At 67.8% G+C, this 18816-nt stretch carries 16 protein-coding genes and 1 pseudogene; 9 read left to right on the forward strand and 8 right to left on the reverse strand.

Annotated features, from left to right (window positions below; genetic code table 11):
* Positions 1 to 349, forward strand: a pseudogene (locus C475_RS08890) (hypothetical protein); the annotation flags it as partial.
* 143 nt (positions 350 to 492) lie between these two features.
* Entirely contained in the window at positions 493 to 1578 is a 1086-nt protein-coding gene (locus C475_RS08895; RefSeq protein WP_006883479.1) for a type II glyceraldehyde-3-phosphate dehydrogenase, read from the forward strand.
* Between the two features lie 24 nt (positions 1579 to 1602).
* Here C475_RS08895 and C475_RS08900 read toward each other — a convergent pair whose 3' ends face one another.
* The gene (locus C475_RS08900; protein WP_006883480.1) at positions 1603 to 2130 is read right to left on the reverse strand and encodes a metallophosphoesterase; all 528 of its coding nucleotides are present in this window, start codon (positions 2128 to 2130) and stop codon (positions 1603 to 1605) included.
* Between the two features lie 123 nt (positions 2131 to 2253).
* Here C475_RS08900 and C475_RS08905 point away from each other — a divergent pair, with 123 nt between their 5' ends.
* Positions 2254 to 3093 (forward strand): NAD-dependent epimerase/dehydratase family protein, encoded by an 840-nt coding sequence (locus tag C475_RS08905; protein ID WP_006883481.1) that lies wholly within the window; start codon positions 2254 to 2256, stop codon positions 3091 to 3093.
* 352 nt (positions 3094 to 3445) lie between these two features.
* Here the strand turns inward: C475_RS08905 and C475_RS08910 are convergent, their stop codons facing one another.
* The 4 genes from C475_RS08910 to C475_RS08925 all read right to left on the reverse strand — a co-directional run bounded on the left by C475_RS08910 (position 3446) and on the right by C475_RS08925 (position 7112).
* On the reverse strand, positions 3446 to 4654 hold the full coding sequence (locus tag C475_RS08910; protein ID WP_006883482.1) for a phosphoglycerate kinase: 1209 nt from the start codon (positions 4652 to 4654) through the stop codon (positions 3446 to 3448).
* Between the two features lie 84 nt (positions 4655 to 4738).
* Complete coding sequence (locus tag C475_RS08915; protein WP_006883483.1) at positions 4739 to 4957, reverse strand: hypothetical protein; 219 nt, start codon at positions 4955 to 4957, stop codon at positions 4739 to 4741.
* Between the two features lie 54 nt (positions 4958 to 5011).
* The gene (gene gap / locus C475_RS08920; protein WP_006883484.1) at positions 5012 to 6031 is read right to left on the reverse strand and encodes a type I glyceraldehyde-3-phosphate dehydrogenase; all 1020 of its coding nucleotides are present in this window, start codon (positions 6029 to 6031) and stop codon (positions 5012 to 5014) included.
* A gap of 127 nt (positions 6032 to 6158) precedes the next feature.
* Positions 6159 to 7112: a M48 family metallopeptidase gene (locus C475_RS08925; RefSeq protein WP_006883485.1), complete on the reverse strand. Its 954-nt coding sequence runs from the start codon at positions 7110 to 7112 to the stop codon at positions 6159 to 6161.
* A gap of 638 nt (positions 7113 to 7750) precedes the next feature.
* On the opposite strand from C475_RS08925, the gene C475_RS08930 reads away from it, so the two are divergent.
* Entirely contained in the window at positions 7751 to 8113 is a 363-nt protein-coding gene (locus C475_RS08930) for a type IV pilin (protein WP_049930367.1), read from the forward strand.
* Between the two features lie 30 nt (positions 8114 to 8143).
* On the opposite strand, the gene C475_RS08935 is transcribed toward C475_RS08930, so the two are convergent.
* Both C475_RS08935 and C475_RS08940 read right to left on the reverse strand, forming a co-directional pair.
* Positions 8144 to 9898 carry a CRTAC1 family protein gene (locus tag C475_RS08935; protein ID WP_006883487.1) on the reverse strand — a complete coding sequence of 585 codons (1755 nt, stop codon included), beginning with the start codon at positions 9896 to 9898 and terminating at the stop codon, positions 8144 to 8146.
* A complete protein-coding gene (locus C475_RS08940; RefSeq protein WP_006883488.1) occupies positions 9895 to 11256 on the reverse strand; it encodes a DUF7405 family protein in 1362 nt (453 codons plus the stop codon). Before C475_RS08940 ends, C475_RS08935 begins: the two co-directional genes overlap by 4 nt.
* Positions 11257 to 11816: 560 nt before the next feature.
* Here C475_RS08940 and C475_RS08945 point away from each other — a divergent pair.
* From C475_RS08945 to C475_RS08965, 5 genes are all read left to right on the forward strand, one after another.
* Complete coding sequence (locus tag C475_RS08945) at positions 11817 to 13652, forward strand: ABC transporter substrate-binding protein (protein ID WP_152436369.1); 1836 nt, start codon at positions 11817 to 11819, stop codon at positions 13650 to 13652.
* A gap of 115 nt (positions 13653 to 13767) precedes the next feature.
* Complete coding sequence (locus tag C475_RS08950) at positions 13768 to 14772, forward strand: ABC transporter permease (protein ID WP_006883490.1); 1005 nt, start codon at positions 13768 to 13770, stop codon at positions 14770 to 14772.
* Complete coding sequence (locus C475_RS08955; protein WP_049930365.1) at positions 14750 to 15781, forward strand: ABC transporter permease; 1032 nt, start codon at positions 14750 to 14752, stop codon at positions 15779 to 15781. Before C475_RS08950 ends, C475_RS08955 begins: the two co-directional genes overlap by 23 nt.
* The gene (locus tag C475_RS08960; RefSeq protein WP_006883492.1) at positions 15782 to 18025 is read left to right on the forward strand and encodes an ABC transporter ATP-binding protein; all 2244 of its coding nucleotides are present in this window, start codon (positions 15782 to 15784) and stop codon (positions 18023 to 18025) included.
* Between the two features lie 174 nt (positions 18026 to 18199).
* Positions 18200 to 18433, forward strand: a complete 234-nt coding sequence (locus C475_RS08965; RefSeq protein WP_006883493.1) for a hypothetical protein — start codon at positions 18200 to 18202, stop codon at positions 18431 to 18433.
* Positions 18434 to 18478: 45 nt separating this feature from the next.
* Here C475_RS08965 and C475_RS08970 read toward each other — a convergent pair.
* Positions 18479 to 18816: HEAT repeat domain-containing protein (locus C475_RS08970; protein ID WP_006883494.1), on the reverse strand; the 338-nt coding region annotated here is incomplete at its 5' end.

The following is an 18816-nucleotide window of genomic DNA, read 5'->3' on the forward strand; positions in this document are numbered from 1 at the left end:
GGTGGAGGTCGTGACCAGGGATGGGCGCCCGTACGCGCGCGTGGTTTCCGACAACGTCCCGCCGCAGATCCCCGAGACCTACAGCGCCTACGCCGTCCACGACTTCGCGGCCACGCTGTGGATCGCCCCCGAGGGGTACGTCAGCGCCGTCCACTACGAGTTCGACCTGCGTAACATCGACGAGCGCATCGCCGTCGAGTGGCGCTACACGTACGACCGCGTCGGTGAGACGACCGTCGACCGCCCCGAGTGGGTCCCCGAGCCCACAGCTACCCCCTCGCCGACACCCACCGACGACCCGTCTCGAATCCCGCCCGCCACGGTCGCCGACACCCCCACCGCCGACTGACCCCGCCAGGCGGATGGCCATGGTACCTCCTGACAATATCTACGGTAGCGCCGCTCACGCCGACATTCCTTTTTCAGTTCCGAGTTAATTTCTCGGAAAATACCGTGAAAAGAATTATGCCGGTCCCCGGACAACCCGGAGATATGATCCAGGTCGGCGTCAACGGATACGGGACGATCGGAAAGCGCGTCGCGGACGCGATACGCGCCCAGCCGGACATGGCGGTCGCGGGCGTCGCCAAGACGAGCCCGAACTTCGAGGCGAAGGTCGCGCTCGAACGCGGCTACCCCCTCTACGCGGTCGACGGCGAGCGGACCGACGCCTTCGCCGAGGCCGGCTTCGACCTGACGGGCACAGTCGACGAACTCGTCGCCGAGAGCGACGTAGTGGTCGACGCTACGCCGGCGGGGATCGGCGCCGCGAACGCCGATCTCTACCGGGAACACGACACGCCCGCGATCTTCCAGGGCGGGGAGGACCCCGACGTGGCCGAGGTGAGCTTCAACGCACGGGCCAGCTACGAGGCCGCCCGCGGCGCCGACACCGTCCGCGTCGTCTCCTGTAACACGACCGGCCTCTCGCGGCTGTTCGCACCTCTCACCGAGGAGTACGGGATCGAGAAGGCTCGCGTCACGCTCGTCCGCCGGGGCGGCGACCCCGGCCAGACCGACCGCGGGCCGATCAACGACACGCTGCCCGACCCCGTCGAGATCCCCTCACACCACGGTCCCGACCTGAACACGGTCTTCCCGGATCTGGACGTGGACACGATGGGCATGAAGGTGCCCGCGACGCTGATGCACACTCACTCGGTCAACGTGACGCTCGCCTCGGAGGCCGACGCCGAGTCCGTCCGCGCGCTGCTCGAGGCGGAGTCGCGCCTGTTCGTGCTCCCGCCCGAACTCGACATCGACGGCGCGGGCAAGCTCAAGGAGTTCGCCCAGGACGCCGGCCGGCCCCGCGGCGATTGCTGGGAGAACTGCGTCTGGGGCGACTCGATCACCGTCGAGGGCCGCGACCTGTACCTGTTCCAGGCCATCCACCAGGAGGCCGACGTGGTCCCGGAGAACGTCGACGCCGTCCGCGCCGTCGCCGACACCGCCGACCGCGAGGAGAGCACGACCCTGACCGAGGACGCCCTCGGGCTCGACGGCCGGATCGGCGGGTCGCTCCGTGACCCCACCGCCCGTTCGCCCGCCGTCGCCGACGGCGGCCGCGACGACGACTGACCTCGCGGCCGCTCCGTCGATTTTTCACTCGATCCCCGCCGACAGCGTGAACCGCTCGACGTCGTCCGACCCCGTATCGACGACCCGACCGCTCCCCGTGTCGAGGACGACGGCGTAGTGGGGGCCGGGCGCGCCCTCGAAGGGGATCCCTCCGGGGTTGATCCGGACGGTGTCCTCGTACGTTTCGTGGACGAACTGGTGGGTGTGGCCGTGCAGGACGTAGTCGTAGCGGCCGCACTCGACGAGCGCGTCGACGACGGCCCCGCTGGTGCCGTGATAGGCGACGACCTCCCGGCCGTCGACGGTCAGTTCGGCCGTCTCGCCGTGGTAGGTGCCGAAGTCGTCGACCGTCTCGGCCAGCGCCCACTCGCCGTCGTTGTTGCCCCGGACGGCGTGGAAATCGAACGACGAGGCGAACGGCGTCGCCGAGAACGGGGCGACGACGTCGCCGCAGTGGACGACGATATCGCAGTCCTCACGTTCGAAGGTCTCGACGGCCGCTTCGACCGCGTCCAGATCGTCGTGCGTGTCGGAGACGATGCCGAGTCGCATGGGCGGGCTTGGCCCGGTCGGACAATCAACGTGTCCCTCGACAGCTGATTCCGGGGAGCGGCGTCCCCCGGCGTCGGGTTCCGGGAGACGCGGGTTCAAGAGACTCCCCGTCGAACCGCCGCCATGGACGTACTGCTAACCGGCGGCGCGGGCACGATCGGCACGGCGATCACCGACCACCTCGGCGACGGCGAGGATCACTCGTTCACCAGCCTCGACGTGACAGAACACTCCGACGACGACGTCGAGTCCGTCGTCGCGGACGCGACCGACGAGGCGGTCGTGCGCGAACACGTCGCCGAGGCGGACGCGGTCGTCCACCTCGCCCGGGTCCACATGGACGACGGCGGTCCGAACGACCGGACGATGGCGTGGAGCGACGAACACCTGGCGAACCTGCGACTCCACGCTACCGCCTACGAGGCCGCCGTCGAGGCGGACCTGGACACCTTCGTCTACGCCTCCTCGAACCACGCCGTCGGGATGTACGAGGTCGAGGCGGCACCGGACATCTACTACGGCTCGGACTTCGAGGTCGACCACACCGTCCAGCCCCGGCCGGACTCGATGTACGGCGTCGAGAAGGTCTACGGGGAGGGACTCGGCCGGCTCGCGGCCGAGGTCTCCGACCTCTCGGTGTACGCCCTGCGTATCTGCGCGGTCAGAGACCCCGAGTACGACCACCCCTACGGCGACGCCCAGCGCGGCGTCGACGGGGGCCGCTTCGAGTCCGACTCGGCGGCCTACGACGAGCAGGTCGCCCGGATGCGCTGCATGTGGCAGTCCCGCCGAGACATCGCCCAGCTGGTTGAGCGCTGTCTCGCCGACGACGCCGTCGAGTTCGACGTGTTCTACGGCGTCAGCGACAACGAGAACCGCTGGTTCGACATCGACCACGCCCGCGACGTGCTCGGCTACGACCCCCGCGATTCCGCCGACGAGTGGGACGCCCCGCCGTCCTGAACGCCCCGCCGTCTCGGCGCTCGCCGTCCCGGCCGCCGCCGGGCCACGCACCGTACGGCTCGCCGCCACGACCCGCTGGGACCGTCTGCACCGAGAGATTAACTCGGCGTCGAGTTATTTTATTTCACGACTCGGAGAAAGAAATTTAATGGCGCGGACCAAGTGACGTACATGGGAGACACCGGCGGAGACTGGACGCGGCGGCACGCACGGCTCACCTGGGAGGGTGAACGGGGTGGCACGCCACCGGAAGGCGGAGGAGGTTCCGACGGGCGGGTCGTCCGCGCGGACCCACCCGCCGACGACTGGAGCGCGCGACACGCCTGGTGTCGCCGCGCCTGACGCCGCTCTCCTATTCGCGCAGGACTTCGACGCCGACCAGTCGCTCGCCCGTCAGCGCGCGGATGTACGCGCCGCCGGCGATCGACACGTGCCCGAAGTCGTCCTCGCTCATCCCGTACATCTCGATAGCTCGGGAGGTGTCGCCGCCGCCGACGACCGAGAAACAGTCCGTCTCGGAGATGGCTTCGAGGACGCCGACGGTCCCGTCGGCGAACCGCTCGTCCTCGAACAGGCCCAGCGCCCCCTTGACGAAGACCGCCTCCGAACTCTCGATAGTCGCCGCGTACTCCGACACCGTGTTCGACCCCACGTCGAGGAACGCCCGGTCCTTCTCCTCGATGTCGCCGACCTCTATCTCCGCCCGCTCGTCGTCCTCGTCTTCGTAGGCCAGGTCGAGCGCCAGCCGGATCTGGTCGCCGTAGTCGTCGATCAGACTCCGGATCGTCGTCTCGTTCGCTTCCCACTGGTCGTCGAACAGGTCCATCCCCTCGATGTCCCGGCCGACGGGCACGCCGTCGGCCCGCAGGAACAGCTCGCCGGCGATGCCACCCAGCAGGAACGTGTCGACTTTGTCTTCCAGCGCAGTCATCACGTCGATCACGTCGGTGGCCTTCGTCCCGCCGACGACCATCGTCACCTCGCCGTCGAACGCCCGCTCGGCGATGGCCGTGTTGGCCTCGTACTCCGTCTCCATGACGCGACCGGCGTAGGCGGGCAGCGCCAGCGGGAACCCGACCAGCGAGGCGTGGCTGCGGTGGGCCGCCGAGTAGGCGTCGTTGACGTAGGCGTCGAACGCCGGCGCCAACGCCCGCACGAACTCCGTCTCGGCTTTCGTCTCGGGGTCCTCCTCCGGCAGTTCCTCGTCGCACATCCGCGTGTTCTCCAGCAGGAGGATCTCCCCGCCTTCGAGGTCGTTGATCGCCGAGATCGCTCGGTCGCCGAACGTGTCGTCGACGAACGCCACGTCGCGGCCGACGTGGTCGCCGAGGATTTCGGCGTGCTGTTCGAGCGAGACGAACGTGTCCCGGCCGGGACGGCCCTGGTGGGCCATCAGCACGACACGGAAATCGCGTTCGGCGAGTTCGCGCACCGTCTCGGCGTGCCGGTCGAAGCGGCGGTTGTCCTGCACCTCACCGTCCTCGACCGGGGAGTTCAGGTCGAGTCGCACGAGCACGCGCTGTCCGTCTTCGAGGTCGTCGAGCGTCTTGAACGAGGTCATGTGTCTGTTCGGTCCGTCGCCCGGTGGCGAGAAAAAACCGCCCGTTCACTCTCGCGTCACTGCTCGGCACAGGTGAGAGAGTGATCAGTCTAGCGCGGCGGCGAAGACGATGGCGAGGGCGGCGCCAAGTCCGGCACCCAGCCCGGCCGTCACTGCTCCGGAGAGCGCCCACGGTTCGACGGCGAGGGCGAGGAAGGCGCCGGCGGCGCCGCCGAGGCCCCCGGCGCTGGGGACGACCCATCGGAGCCGTCCCGCACGGTTCCACTCGTCCGGCCGTTGACCGAGTTTCGTTCGGAGGGACATCGCTACCGGAGGTCGGGTCTGAACGGCAAAAATAGTTGGGGGGACGACAGGACCTCAGTACTCGGTGACGAACTCGGCCACGTCGAGCATGCGGTTGGAGAAGCCGTACTCGTTGTCGTACCAGGTGAGGATCTTCGTCATGCCGTTCACGACGTTGGTCGACTGCAGGTCGACCTGCGAGGAGTAGGGGGTCCCCTGGATGTCAGTCGAGACGACCTCGTCGTCGGTGACGCCGAGGACGCCCTCCAGCTCACCGGCGGCGGCCTCGCGGAAGGCGTCGTTCACGTCTTCCTCGGTGACCTCCGCGTCCAGGTCGACGACGAACTCGGTGATCGAGCCGTTGGGGACCGGGACGCGGATGGCCATCCCGTCGAGCTTGCCCTCCAGTTCGGGCAGGACCTCGGTGGCGGCCTGGGCGGCGCCGGTGGAGGTCGGGACGATGTTCTCGGCGGCCGCGCGGCCGCGGCGGGTCTTCGATTTGGGGCCGTCGACGAGGTTCTGCGAGCCCGTGTAGGCGTGGACCGTCGTCAGCTGGCCGGCCTCGATACCGAACTGCTCGTCGAGCACCTTCGCGACGGGCGTGATGGAGTTGGTGGTGCAGGAGGCGTTCGAGACGACGTCCTCGCCCTCGTACTCGTCGTGGTTGACGCCGTAGACGATCTGTTTGACCGGCTTCTCGCCCTTGGGCGGCGCGGAGATGACGACTTTGTCGGCGCCGGCGTCGAGGTGCTTGCTCGCGTCCTCGTAGTTGCGGAAGATGCCGGTCGCCTCGAAGGCCACGTCGACGTCGAGGTCGTCCCACGGGAGTTCGGCGGGGTCGGTCTCCCCGTGGATCGAGGCGGCGAAGTCGGTGCCGTCGACGGTCATGACGCCCTCGTCGAGGGTCACGCCGTCGAGGGTGCCCATCACCGTGTCGTACTTCGCGAGGTACTCCATGTCGGCGTCGTCCATCACGTCGTTGATGCCGACGACCTCCACGCGCGAGTCCCCCAGCGACGCGCGGAAGACGTTGCGCCCGATGCGGCCGAAGCCGTTCAGACCGATGCGTACGGTCCCCTCGTTAGATTCACTCATACTGAATAGTACGTCTCCCGATGCGAGTATAGGGTTTTCGAATACGGAACGCACGAGCGGTCCGTTCACGCGCAGGAACCGCAGTGTCGACCGCCCCAGTCGCCCGGAACGGTCGCGACGGGTGCGGTTACGGGCGGCCCCGCTCGGTCCGGAGCCGCCGGTCGCGTTCGGCCCGTTCGCGGAGCCGTTCGACCCGCTGGTCGGTCGCGGGGTGAGTCGACAGCAGCCGCGTCAGCGGCCCATCCTCCTCGCCGTTGACGTACAGCGGCGACAGCAGCGACCACGGCCCCTGACTCGCGCGTTCGATCTTTCGGAGCGCTCGCGCCAGCGCCAGCGGGTCGCCGGTCACCTCCGCCGCGCGGTCGTCGGCCGCGAACTCCCGTCGCCGCGAGTGGGCCAGCATCGCCAGCGTCAGCGCGAAAAAGACCAGCGACACCGACCCGCCGATGGCCCGCTGGAGCTTGCCCGGGAGCGTCCGCGTCCACGCCTCGGGCCGCCCGCGGATCCAGGCCACCCCGCGGGCCAGCCCCGCCGCGACGATCAACACCGGCGCGAGCACCACCACGACTAGTCCCGACAGCGTCTGCAGCGCGCTGTACCCGAACGTCTGGACCAGGCTGTCCTTGCGCTCGATGTGGGCCAGCTCGTGGGCGAGGATCGCCGACAGCTCGTCGACGGTCAAAATCGAGAACAGCCGCCGGTCGACGACCACGTGACCCGGGCCGAACCCGCCGTCCAGCGCCAGGGCGTTGGGCTGGCCCATCTCCCCGACCAGCACGTCCGGTCGCTCGATGCCCATCGCGTCGCTGAACCCACCGAGCCGCCGGTAGAGCATCGGCGCCCGTGCCTCCGGCAGTTCCCACACTCGGAGGCTTCGGAGGATCTGGGCGGTCCCGATCCGGTAGCTGACGAACGCGAAGACGACCGTCAGGACCGCCAGGTACAGCGCCAGCGTCGACAGCGACGGCCGGACCGCCCAGACCGCCCGCGCCACTTCGTAGACGAGATAGGCGCCGGCCAGGTACACCGCCAGCGTCAGCACGCCGACGACGGCCATCAATCCGCGGAGTACCCAGCGCATGGTTCGATCTTGGGCCGGCGTCACTCAAAACGCTTGCCAGCGACGGGGTGTCGAGACGCCCCCGGAGGAGGGCGCGTCCGAGACCCGGATCGGCGGAGCACAGTACAGTAGTGGAGGGGCGGGTGCGGTGGCGCGCGCTGTCGTCTCGGAATCGCTTGCGATTCCGAGGGCCGTCAGAGCTTGCTCTGACGCTGGCGCGCTTTCATGCGCGCGACGGAGTCGTGCGAGGGATGACCGAGCGAGCACAGCGAGCGAAGGAATCGGTTGGGGAGGTGTGTGGCTGTTTGCGGTGCTGTGCGGGGTGGTCGCGGTTCCTGGCGGACTGAAAGGGCAAGGCGCGCTCGCGTTCACTCGGTCGTCTGCGCGACTCCTATCCGAGCGAAGCGAGGATATGTCGCGGAGCGACCGCGAACGGGCCGAGGGCTTTCAGCACCTGCTGTCCCCTGTGGTCTACACAACTGCTAGCGAGCGGGCCGAGGGCGTTCGACGCTTGCTGTCCCCAGTGAATACGGTCGCTGTTGTTCGACTCAATCCCGCGACTTGCGCACCCGAAACTACCGATACACTCACAACACGAACGGAACACGAGACTCGAATCGGCCCACACGCTCATGCCGCTCGGCACCCACGTCACGCGCATGGACGGGGACACGATGTTGAATCTCGTCGGCGCGGCCATCGTGGTGGCGGTCGCGGTCGGGCTCGTCGTGGTCGGACTCAACATCGCGGGCGGGAGCGGAAACACGGAGGCTCCGGACGTGAACTGGACGGTCGAGCGAGTCGACGACACCGCCGTCCGGATCACCCACGCCGGCGGCGACCCGGTCCGAACGGACGACCTCACGGTCAGGGTCGAGAGCTACCGTCGGGCGACCGACTGGGCCGATCCGGTGACCGAATCGGACAGCACGGTCGTCCAGGCGAGCGAGGGCTCGACCGTCCGGATCGTCTGGAGTCCGGGCCGCGGCGACGACGTCATCATGCACAGCGAACGGGTCTGAGCGAGAACGGGAGCGGCCAGTGGCGGCGTCTCAGTTCCCGCCGGCGTCGGCGCTGGTGAAGTTAGCGACCACGTCGACGCCGTCGAGGCCGATCCGGTAGCGCCGGTCGGCGTCGAGGTCGACCGTTCGCTCGGTGCCGTCGGGCCAGGTCACGTCGACGGTCGCGCCCTCGGCGTCGCCGAGGCCGATGTGCGTGACCGACGAGCCCTGCGAGATGAAGTCCGTGCGCGTGTTCTGCCAGACCGCGGTCTCCTCGCCGTCGACGGTGACGGTCGCGTTGGCGCCGATGGCGACCGCTCCGTTCCCGTCGACGATCTCGAACTGGACCGCGCCCGCGGCGGGCGACTCGCTCGCGTCCGTCCCGTTCTCGGTTCCGTCGGACGACCGGACGGTGTTCTCGTAGACGGCGTAGGGGCCGTGGTAGTCGGCGATGATCACGTCGCGGTCGCCGTCGCGGTCGTAGTCGACGGTGACCATGCCGCGGCCGTCCTGTTCGGCGAAGCCGCGCTCGGAGGCGTCCAGGCGCGTGAAGTTGTCGGCGCCCCGCTCCCAGACCATCGGGAGCGTGAAGACGGGGTCGGACTGGTTGAGCGCGACGACGGTCTGGGTGGTGTGCATGAGATCCCGGTCGCCGTCGTTGTCGAGGTCGGTCACGCTGGCGGCCCATCCCCAGCCGCCCTCGCGGACGCCGTAGGCGTCGGCGCGGTCGACGAACTCGCCGTCGCCCTCGTTGACGAGCATGGTGTTGCCCTTGGTCCGGCCGGAGTGGATGACGTACTGGAGGAACCGCTTGAGCCGCTCGTAGCGGTCCGGCGAGAGCGTCTCGCGGGAGGCCGGGATATCGATGTTGGTGACGAACACGTCGGGGCGGCCGTCGCGGTTCACGTCGTTGACCTCCGAGGCCATGCCGTTGCGGGCGGTGGGGCCGCCGAGCTGGATCTGCCGGAACGAGCCGTCGCCCCGGTTGAGATAGACGGTGTCGTTGTTGTAGTCGTTGGCGACGTGGATGTCGGGGCGGCCGTCGCCGGTCAGGTCGACGAAGCTGGCCGCGAGGCTCCAGCGGTCGCCGGAGATACCGGGCGCGTCCACGCGCTCGAAGCGCGACTCGCCCGACTGGCCTGTATTCTCGAAGAGGACGTTGGGGTTGCCGTTGTCGTCGGCGACGGACCTGTTGGTCGAGAAGTAGCCCTCGGGGCGCTCGTCGGCCCAGTCGCCCGACTGGTAGACGAGCAGATCGCGGTCGCCGTCGCCGTCGTAGTCGGCGGCGGCCGCGCCGAGCGGGTGCGTGAAGTTGCCGAGGCCGATGTCGGTCCGCTCGAAGCTCCCCTCGTCGTTGTGGAAGGCGGCGGCGGGACCGTCCTTGGCGAGCAGGATCAGGTCGCGCCAGCCGTCGCCGTCGTAATCGACGAAGGCGGCGCTCTTGTACTCGCGTTCGAGCCCGGAGAGTTCGCCCGTCCGCTCGAAGGCGCCGCCGGTGTTGCGAAAGAGGGCGGGCCGCTCGCCGCCGACGGCGAGCAGGTCCTCCCAGCCGTCGTTGTCGATGTCGGCGACGAAGACGCCGTTGTTGCCGTTGCCGGCGGCGCCGGTGCCGGTCCCGTTGTACGCGAGGCCGGCCTCGACGGTGGCGTCGACGAACCCGATCTCGGCGCTGGCTTCGTCGGCGGCCGCGCCGTCGCCGTTCCCGGGCGCGACGGCACAGCCCGAGACGACCAGCGTCAGCGCGACGGCGACGGTGAGGACGATCCGGCGGGTGGCGCCGGCGGGCCGCTGGCCCCTGCCGATCATCCGTCGATCCCTGTCGGGAGCGCGCGCTGTGAACGGGGCGGCACGAGCAGTGTCGCGCGGTGGTGGGTCTCCAGGTAGTCGATGATGCCGTGGTCCTCGGCGGCCACGTCGTCGTCGTACTCGTCGGTGTTCATCGCCTTGCGGGTCTCGACGAAGCGGTCGACGTGGCGCTGGAGCCCGGTGAAGTTGAACTCCGTCCCCTGGGCGGCGTCGGTCGCGACCCCCTCCGAGCGCCGGAGGATCGTCGGAACGAAGTCGTCGTCGCGTGCGCGTGCGACCTTCTGGGTGTGGCCCACGCGACCGTACTCCTCGGCGAACTCCTCGACGCTCTCGGCGTTCTCCTCGGTGATCCCGCTCTCGGCGCCGAGCTTCTCGCCGATCTCGCCGATCTCGTCGGTGTCGTGGGCGGGACAGAACATCTCGGCGGCCCGCTCCTCGTGGGACTGGTCGTACCAGCGGTCGAGCTCGATGCCGAGCCGGGAGACGGCCATGGTCGTCCCGCCGGCGAATGGCCCCTCGCGGATAGTGATCCCGTCCTCGGAGGGCTGGCTGTCGCGGTAGCCGGACTTGAACCCCATCGACAGCGGCGCAGACTCCGGGATCGAGTCGTTGTCCAGCACGTCGGCGGGGATCCCCTTGCCGACCATGCCGGCCCGGCGGTCGGCCTTCGAGAAGACGCCCTCGAAGGTGTCGGTCACCTCGACGCCGTTCAGCGTCTCGATCTCGCCGAACAGCGCGGCCTCGGCGGCCATGACGACCGAGCCGATGTCGCTGTTCATCAGCAGGACGGCGTCGAAGTCGTCGGCCTTCTCCGGGTCCTCACCGACCTCGCGGAGCACGTCCTCGGCCGGAACCAGCTGCTCGGGGACGCCGCCGGTCCGCTCGAAGTAGCTGGCCGAGTAGCCGAGCATGAACAGGAGCCCCTGCGCGAACGACGCCGATGGGTTGCCGCCGGTCCCCCACTGGAAGGCCTCCTCGAGGGTCCGCAGGGTGCCCTCGACCTGCTCGCGCTCGGCGTCGGTCGGCGGGGTCGACCCCTCGTAGGAGAGCCCGAGGATCAGCTGTTGTTGCGGGATAACGGTGTTGCCGTGGGCGTCGTGGACGACCGCGTAGTTCCAGGCGTGCTGGCGCTTCGACAGCGCGTCGGGGTTGCCCGAAGGAACCGACAGGTCGAACTCCGCCTCCGTCCCCGTGCGTGGCGGCCCATCCCCTCTCGTCCCCTCCGATCCGTCGGACTCGGTCCCCACTAGGTCCCGTTCCCGCTCCTGACACGCCGAGAGCGCGCTCGCCCCACCGATAGCGACGGCGGTCGCGACGAACTCGCGACGGCCGATGCCCCGCTCGTTGTCCGGTGACATTTGCGTTGGGTTAGTCGGTCCAGGTGAAAAACCCTTCTACGAACGCTCGCGTCGACTGCCACGTCCGACCCTGGCGACGAGGACCGTCCGGCGCCGTCACGCCCCGATTTCTCCCGATTGGTAGGGGATCGGACACTCGTCTGTGACGCCCGCGCGCGAGCCTTCCCGGCGAAAGCTTCTTTACCCCCGATCCCACTCGTGTTCAGCTATGGAGAACGGACGTTCCTCCGCGGGCGCCGGCCGTCAGCGGGCCCAGTATCGAACTGCCGGGCTTCGCGACGGGGAATTCCGATGATAAACAGTGGTGGTTACGGAACCGTCGCGGGCGGCCGGCGCCGAGACGGTTCCGTTCTCCGAAACGCGAGCGATACCGTCCACCCGCGATCCCCGTTCGAGTGCGGCGACGGGGACGACTGAACACTCGAATCCGAATACCCCGATTTCGGTGGATTTGAGTACCAGGGGTACGTTTTTCGGATCACCGGTCGATCGAATCCGGCCGAACACGTCCGCACTCTTCCAAAAGCTTTATTATCTATTATCGTATACCAACCAGAGGCATGTCTGACAGTACCAATGAGTACAGCGATGTCGTAGACCGCCGGAAGTTCCTGACACTCGCAGGAGCGTCCGGTGCCGCGGCACTCGCAGGGTGTGGTAGCGGGGACGGGACACCGACCGACGGGTCCGGCTCCGACGGTAGTGACGGTTCGGACGGCTCCGACGGCTCGGATGGGTCCGACGGGTCCGACGGCGGCAGCATGAACGTCGTCGACAAGACCCACGTGAGCGCCCTCCAGGCCGACCCGACGAACCGGACGCTCAACACACACAACACGCAGATCTCCTCGGAACCGGCACGCCGGCTGGCGTTCGACCGGTTCGCCGCGTACTCCTTCGAGACTCAGGAGTTCCAGCTCGCTGCCCTCGACGAGTGGGAGTTCGACGGCGAGACGGTCACGCTGACGTTCCGCGAGGACCTCTCGTGGTCCGACGGTAGCGACGTCACGACCGAAGACATCGACGTGCAGTTCCAGATCCTCGAGAAGATCGGCAGCGCCATCTGGGGCTACGTCGAGAGTACCGAGGTCGTCGACGACTACACGTACCAGCTGAACCTCACGGGGCCGACCAACCCGGTCATGGTCAAACACCAGCTGGGTAACATGTGGATCGACACGCCGGCCGCGGCGTTCGAGCAGTTCCTCGACGCCGACGCCTCGGAGATCCAGACCTGGAACTGGGAGGACAGCGACACCGAGGTCATCACGAGCGGCGCGTGGGCCTACGTCGACAAGAACCAGCAGCAGTGGAACTTCGAGCGCAACGAAGAGTTCCACAGCATCGACAACGTCAATTTCTCGGACTTCCAGTTCGACTCCTATCAGGAGGCCTCGGTCCCCCAGCAGGACTTCACCACAGGCGGTAAGCGCTTCGACAGCCAGTGGAGCATGTTCGCTGCGCCGGAGACGGTCAACGCCTTCCAGGACTACGTCATGGAGATCCAGACCATCCCGGCCAAGTGGGGCTACGGGATGATCTTCAACCACGACGACCCGATCTTCGGCGACCGCGCGGTCCGCCAGGCGATCGCACACGTCGTCAACCGCGAGGAGCTCGTCGCCAACGCGGGTCCGCGCACGAAGTTCCCGGCCTCGGTTCCGTGTGGGATCGCCCCGCGGGACATCGAGGGCTGGCTCGGCGACACCCAGAGCAACTTCGAGGACTACGGCGTCGGTTCGACCAACACCGAGGAAGCGACCCAGCTCCTCGAGGACGCCGGCTACTCGATGCAGAACGGCACGTGGACGAGCCCCGACGGCGAGCCGATCAGCGCTGACTACCTCACTCCCGGCGGATGGACCGACTTCACGACGATGACCGAGACGATCGTCGACCGCCTCAACGAGTTCGGCTTCGATCTGTCGGTCGCCAGCCGGCCGACCAGTGACTGGCAGGGCGCGTTCATCGAGAGCAACTTCAAGGTCGGGACGTTCTACTGGCTGCCCGGCCAGGCCCGGTCGTCGTTCCCGTACTTCCCGCTGCGCCACCAGCTCGCGCTGGCTGCGCTCAACGGCGGGCACAACTACGACGCCGAGTCCGAACAGACCATCCCGGCCATGAGCGGCGACGGCGAAATGACGATCAACCCGCTGGCCAAGGTCGACGAGATCGCGACCAAGGCGACCAACGAAGAGGCGATGTCGGTCGTCCAGGAAGCCGCCTGGCACAACAACTACGACCTGCCGATGCTCTCGCTGGTCTCGAAGTTCGAGCAGTCGTGGCTCACCACCGACGAGTGGAACGTCGATCTCCAGGAAGGCGACCCCGAGCGCGGGATCAAGTGGCCGCCGTTCTGGCTGCCCCGCACGGGTAAGCTGACGGCTCAGGAGTAACGGACTCCTTCCAAGCCGATGGGAAGTGTATCGCTCGGTCTCGCACCGAACCGTTTCTTACGACGCGAGTCGTTAGACCTTAGAGTGCCGGCTGTAAATACGATTATCAAGACGCATGGTTAACTACTACGTGCGGCGGACAGCACGGGTGTTCGTCACGATCTTCGGGGTCATGTCGCTCACCTTCGGGCTGATCCGTCTGCTTCCGGGAGGACCGTTCACGCAGTTGCGGACCCAGTTGCTCCGGCAGGGTATCCCACCCGAGCAGGTCAACCAGCAGATCGAGAACCTGCAGAACGTCCGGCCGGACGCTGGACTGGGGGAACAGTACGTCAACTACATGATATCGGCGTTCCAGCTCGACCTGGGGACGTCGATCCAGTACAGTCGTCCGGTCACGGAGATGGTCGCTCAGGCGGCGCCCTGGACGATATTCATCGTCGTCGTGTCGACGATCCTGATGTTCATCGTCGGGATCCTCCTGGGCGCGATCCAGGCCTACTGGGAGGGGTCGAGGTTCGACACCATCGCCTCCTCGATGTCGATCGTGGGGATGTCGATCCCCTTCTACGTGGCGGCGATCCTGCTCCTGCTGTTCATGTCGTACCGCTGGGGCCTGTTCCCGGCGTCGGGGACGGCCAACCCCAACATCGACAACCAGTGGAGCCTGGATTACGCTATCAGCGTGGTTATGCACGGCGCGCTACCGATACTGTCGTACACGATCGTGGGGATCGGTGGACAGGCGCTGGCGATGCGCGGTAACAGTATTCAGGTGCTGGGCGAGGACTTCGTCGAGGTCGCCAGACTCCGGGGACTCTCCGACGGTCGGATCGCGACTCGCTACGTCGCGCGCAACGCGATCCTGCCGATGTACACCGGGTTCCTGCTGCTGCTCGGCTTCCGGCTGGGCGGCACGGTGATCCTCGAGCAGATATTCAACTACCCGGGACTGGGCCTGTACCTCTTGGACGCCGTCAACTCCAACGACTACCCGATGATGATGGGGACGTTCCTCGTCATCACGGTGGCGCTGGTCATCGGCGTGTACGTCGCCGACCTGACCTACAGCATGATCGACCCGCGGATCAGCTCGGGTGATTCCAGTGAAGCATACTGAATCCGACGCCCCCACTGAGGGGCTCGACTGGCAGAGCGAGAGCACCGGCGCGGACATGACGAGGGGAGACCGGATCCGCGAGTTCTACGAGCGGAGCGTCTACGAGCCCGCGGTCGTCGCGTGGTCCGACATGCGGACCCGCGTCGGGCTCCTGATGCTCAGCGTCTACCTGGCGATCACCGCGGTCGCCCTCCTCGGACTGTGGCGCGAACCGTCGTCGAGCCAGGCGCCGCGGCTGCTCGGCATGTTCGAGAACTGGTCGTACCCGCTCGGGACGACCTCCGCAGGCGTCGACCTGGCCGCCGAACTCATCCACGCGACGCCGGACATCCTGCTGATGGTGCTAGCTGGCGGCGTTTGGGCCACCGGCCTCGCCGTCATCGTCGGGACGCTCGCGGGGTACAAGGGCGGCCGGGTCGATACCGTGTTGATGTCCATCTCGGACTTCTTCATGGCGATCCCCGGCCTCCCGCTGGTGATCATCCTCGCGATCACGTTCAGTCCGGAGAACCCGATCTTCGTCGGCGTCATCCTGACGATCAACTACTGGGCCGGGCTGGGCCGGTCGCTGCGTTCGCAGGTGCTGACCATCCGCGAGGACAGCTACGTCGAGGCCTCCCGGACGATGGGGACCTCTACGTTCCGAATCCTCCGGAAGGACGTGATCCCGAACCTGATGCCGTACGTGACGGTGAACTTCGTGTTCGCCGCCCGATACACCATCTTCGCGTCGGTCGGGCTGTTCTTCCTGGGCGTGTTGCCCTACAGCCAGCCGACGTGGGGCGTGACGCTGGCGCGAGCCCAGGGGAACGGCGCGCTGTTCGTCCCCGAGGCGGCCCACTGGCTGATCGCGCCGATGATCTTCATCGTCGGCCTCGCGCTCGCGCTGATCCTCATGGGACAGGGCCTCGACCGGGTGTTCAACCCGCGGGTCCGCACGCGGATGGCCGGCGAGTCCGAATCGACCGCCGAGGGTGACGACGAGACGATAACGGGAGGAACGCTCTAGATGGCAACCGATCAACGATCCACGGCGGACGCGACGGTACAGTCCACGGTCGAGGACCCGATCGTCGAGGTCTCCAACGCGAAGGTGACCTTCGACGGCGGCGACACGTACGTCCTCGACGACGTGAGCCTCGACATCGAACGCGACGAGGTGCTGGGCATCGTCGGCGAGTCCGGCTCGGGCAAGTCGATGTTCGCGTCGGCGCTGCTCGACTCGATCCCCGACCCCGGAGTGCTCTCCGGCGAGATCATCTACAACGCCGAGGACGGCCGGACGATAGACGTCCTCGAACAGAGCGACGAGGAACTGCGGCAGTTCCGCTGGGAAGAGGTCTCGATGGTCTTCCAGGGGGCGATGTCCTCGTTCAACCCGACGATGAAGGTCGGGACGCACTTCGAGGAGACGCTGAAAGCCCACGACTCGAACGTCGACGAGGGGATGGCCTTCGCGCGCGAACTGCTCGAAGACCTCTACCTCGAACCGGAGCGCGTCCTCGACGCCTATCCCCACGAGCTGTCGGGCGGCATGCAACAGCGCGCGCTGATCGCGCTGTCGCTGGTGCTCGAACCGGAAGTGCTCGTGATGGACGAGCCGACGGCGGCACTGGACCTGCTGATGCAGCGGTCGATCCTGATGCTGCTGAACGACCTGCAGGACAACTACGACCTGACGCTCGCCTTTATCACGCACGACCTGCCGCTGATCACGGCGCTGGCCGACCGGATGGGCATCATCTACGCGTTCCAGTTCGTCGAGGTCGGGACCCGCGATCAGATCATCGCGGACGCCGGTCACCCCTACACGAGAGCGCTGTTGAACGCGACGCCGAACCTCGACGCGCCGCTGTCGGAGATGCAGCCCATCGAGGGCGAAGGGCCCGCACCGGTCAACGTCCCGGAGGGCTGTAGCTTCCACCCGCGGTGTCCGCTCGCGACCGAGGAGTGCGTCAGCGACGACCCGCCCCTCGAAAGCATCGACGAGGACCACCGGACGGCCTGTCACCACTGGGAAGAGGCCCGCGAGGAGATCGACCTCAACTACGGTGAGGGCTCGGCCGACCCCGAGGTAGAGGCGAGTACGGACCGCGACGTGACCGCGCGGACCGGCGAGGAACCGGTCCTCGGGCTCGACGACGTCGAAGTCCACTTCGAGGAGGACCAGGGCCTGTTCGACATCTTCGGCGACGAGCCCGAAGTGGTCAAAGCCGTCGACGGCGTCGACCTGGACATCTACGAGAACGACGTGGTCGCGCTGCTGGGCGAGTCCGGCTGTGGGAAGACGACGCTGGGCAAGACCGCCATCGGCCTGCAGCGGCCGACCGGCGGCAGCGTCAACTACCGCGGCCAGGACATCTGGGAGGCCAAGGACGGCGACGGCGACATCCCATACGACGAGATCCGCCAGGCGCTGCAGATCATCCACCAAGACCCTGGGAGTTCGCTCAACCCGAACCGCCGGATCGTCGACATCCTCTCGGAGCCGCTGCACCACACGCACCCGAACATCAGCCCCAACGAACGTCGCGACCGGATCTACTCGCTGCTCGACCGGGTCGGGATGAACCCGCCGGGGGACTTCGCCGACCGCTACCCCCACCAGCTCTCGGGCGGGGAGAAACAGCGGGTCGCGCTGACGCGCGCGCTGCTGATGAACCCCGACGCGATCCTCGCGGACGAGGCCATCAGCGCGGTCGACGTGAGTCTGCGCGTCGAGCTGATGGACCTCATGCTCGAACTCCAGAACGTGTTCGACACCTCGTTCCTGTTCATCAGCCACGACCTCTCGAACGCCCGCTACTTCACCGAACACGGTGACGGGCGCATCGCGGTGATGTACCTCGGCGAGATCGTCGAGGTCGGCACCGCCGAGCGGCTGATCCAGAACCCGAAGCACCCCTACACGAAGGTGCTGCGCTGGGCGACCCCGTCGCTCCAGCTCGACGCGGTGGAGGCGGGCGAGCCGCCGATGCGCTCGATCGACGTGCCGGACCCGGTCGACCCGCCGAGCGGCTGCCGGTTCCACACCCGGTGTCCCGTCGCCAGGGAGGCCTGCACGGAGGAGAAGCCGCCGCTGTACGACGTGGAAGGCGGCGAGGGCAACGGTGCCGCCTGCTTCCGCTCCGACCCGGACCACGAGTACTGGGACAGCGAACCCCTGCCGGGCGCCGAGCGGGTCGGTCCCGACGAGGAGTTCGACACCAGCAGCGTCTCGGGCGAGTTCGGCGCCGGAAGCGCCGGCGACTGACCGCCCCGCCCTGACCCGTTTCACCGGCGAAGGATCGACGCGACGACTCGATTTTCCGCGGCCCCGCCGAACCGGCAGCCACAGGTGGCGGGCCACGCACAGCCCCGCGCAGCCGCCGCTCGCGGCGAGACACGCAACCGGGGGCTTGAATACCGTCGGTCGACAGATTCGAACGTGCCCGGTGGAACCAGCGCGGTCGACCTCGTCTGTGCCCAGCGCGACAACATCCCGATAGCGCTGGCGGTCATGATGTCTATGGGAGTGTTGCTCGCGTTCTCGTTCGTCTTCGTCTCGCCCGGCGACGAGGCGTTCCCGATCCTCGTCATCGACGCGGCGTTGATCGGCGTCTCGACGGCTCTATTCCTCGGTACCTACTACTACTGCACGAAGCGCGCGATGGACGACTAGCGGGCGACCGCCGCCGCGGTCGCGCCGAGAGAAGTGCCGCGCCGGTCAGGACTCGTCGAGGAACGCGGCCGTCTCTTCGGCGAGGTCGGCGACGTCCTCGTCGGTCTCCACGCGAGCGCGGTCTTCGAGCGGGTCGACCGCGCGGTCGTCGCCCAGGTAACCGAGCGCGCGGATCGCGCGGGCCCGAACGGTGTCGTTGGTGTGGTTGAGACAGGCGACCAGCGCGTCGTAGGCCTCGGCGGCCGCGTCGGGGTCGGCCTGAGCGATCTCGGAAACGGCGTCGATGGCCGCGCCGATGACCGTCACGTCGGGCGTGTCGAACAGCCCGACGAGCGCGTCGAGATGGTCGGCGGCGGTCTCCGGGTCACCCTCGGCGGCGGCGG

Origin of the sequence: Halosimplex carlsbadense 2-9-1, from assembly GCF_000337455.1 — an archaeon.
GTDB lineage: Archaea > Halobacteriota > Halobacteria > Halobacteriales > Haloarculaceae > Halosimplex > Halosimplex carlsbadense.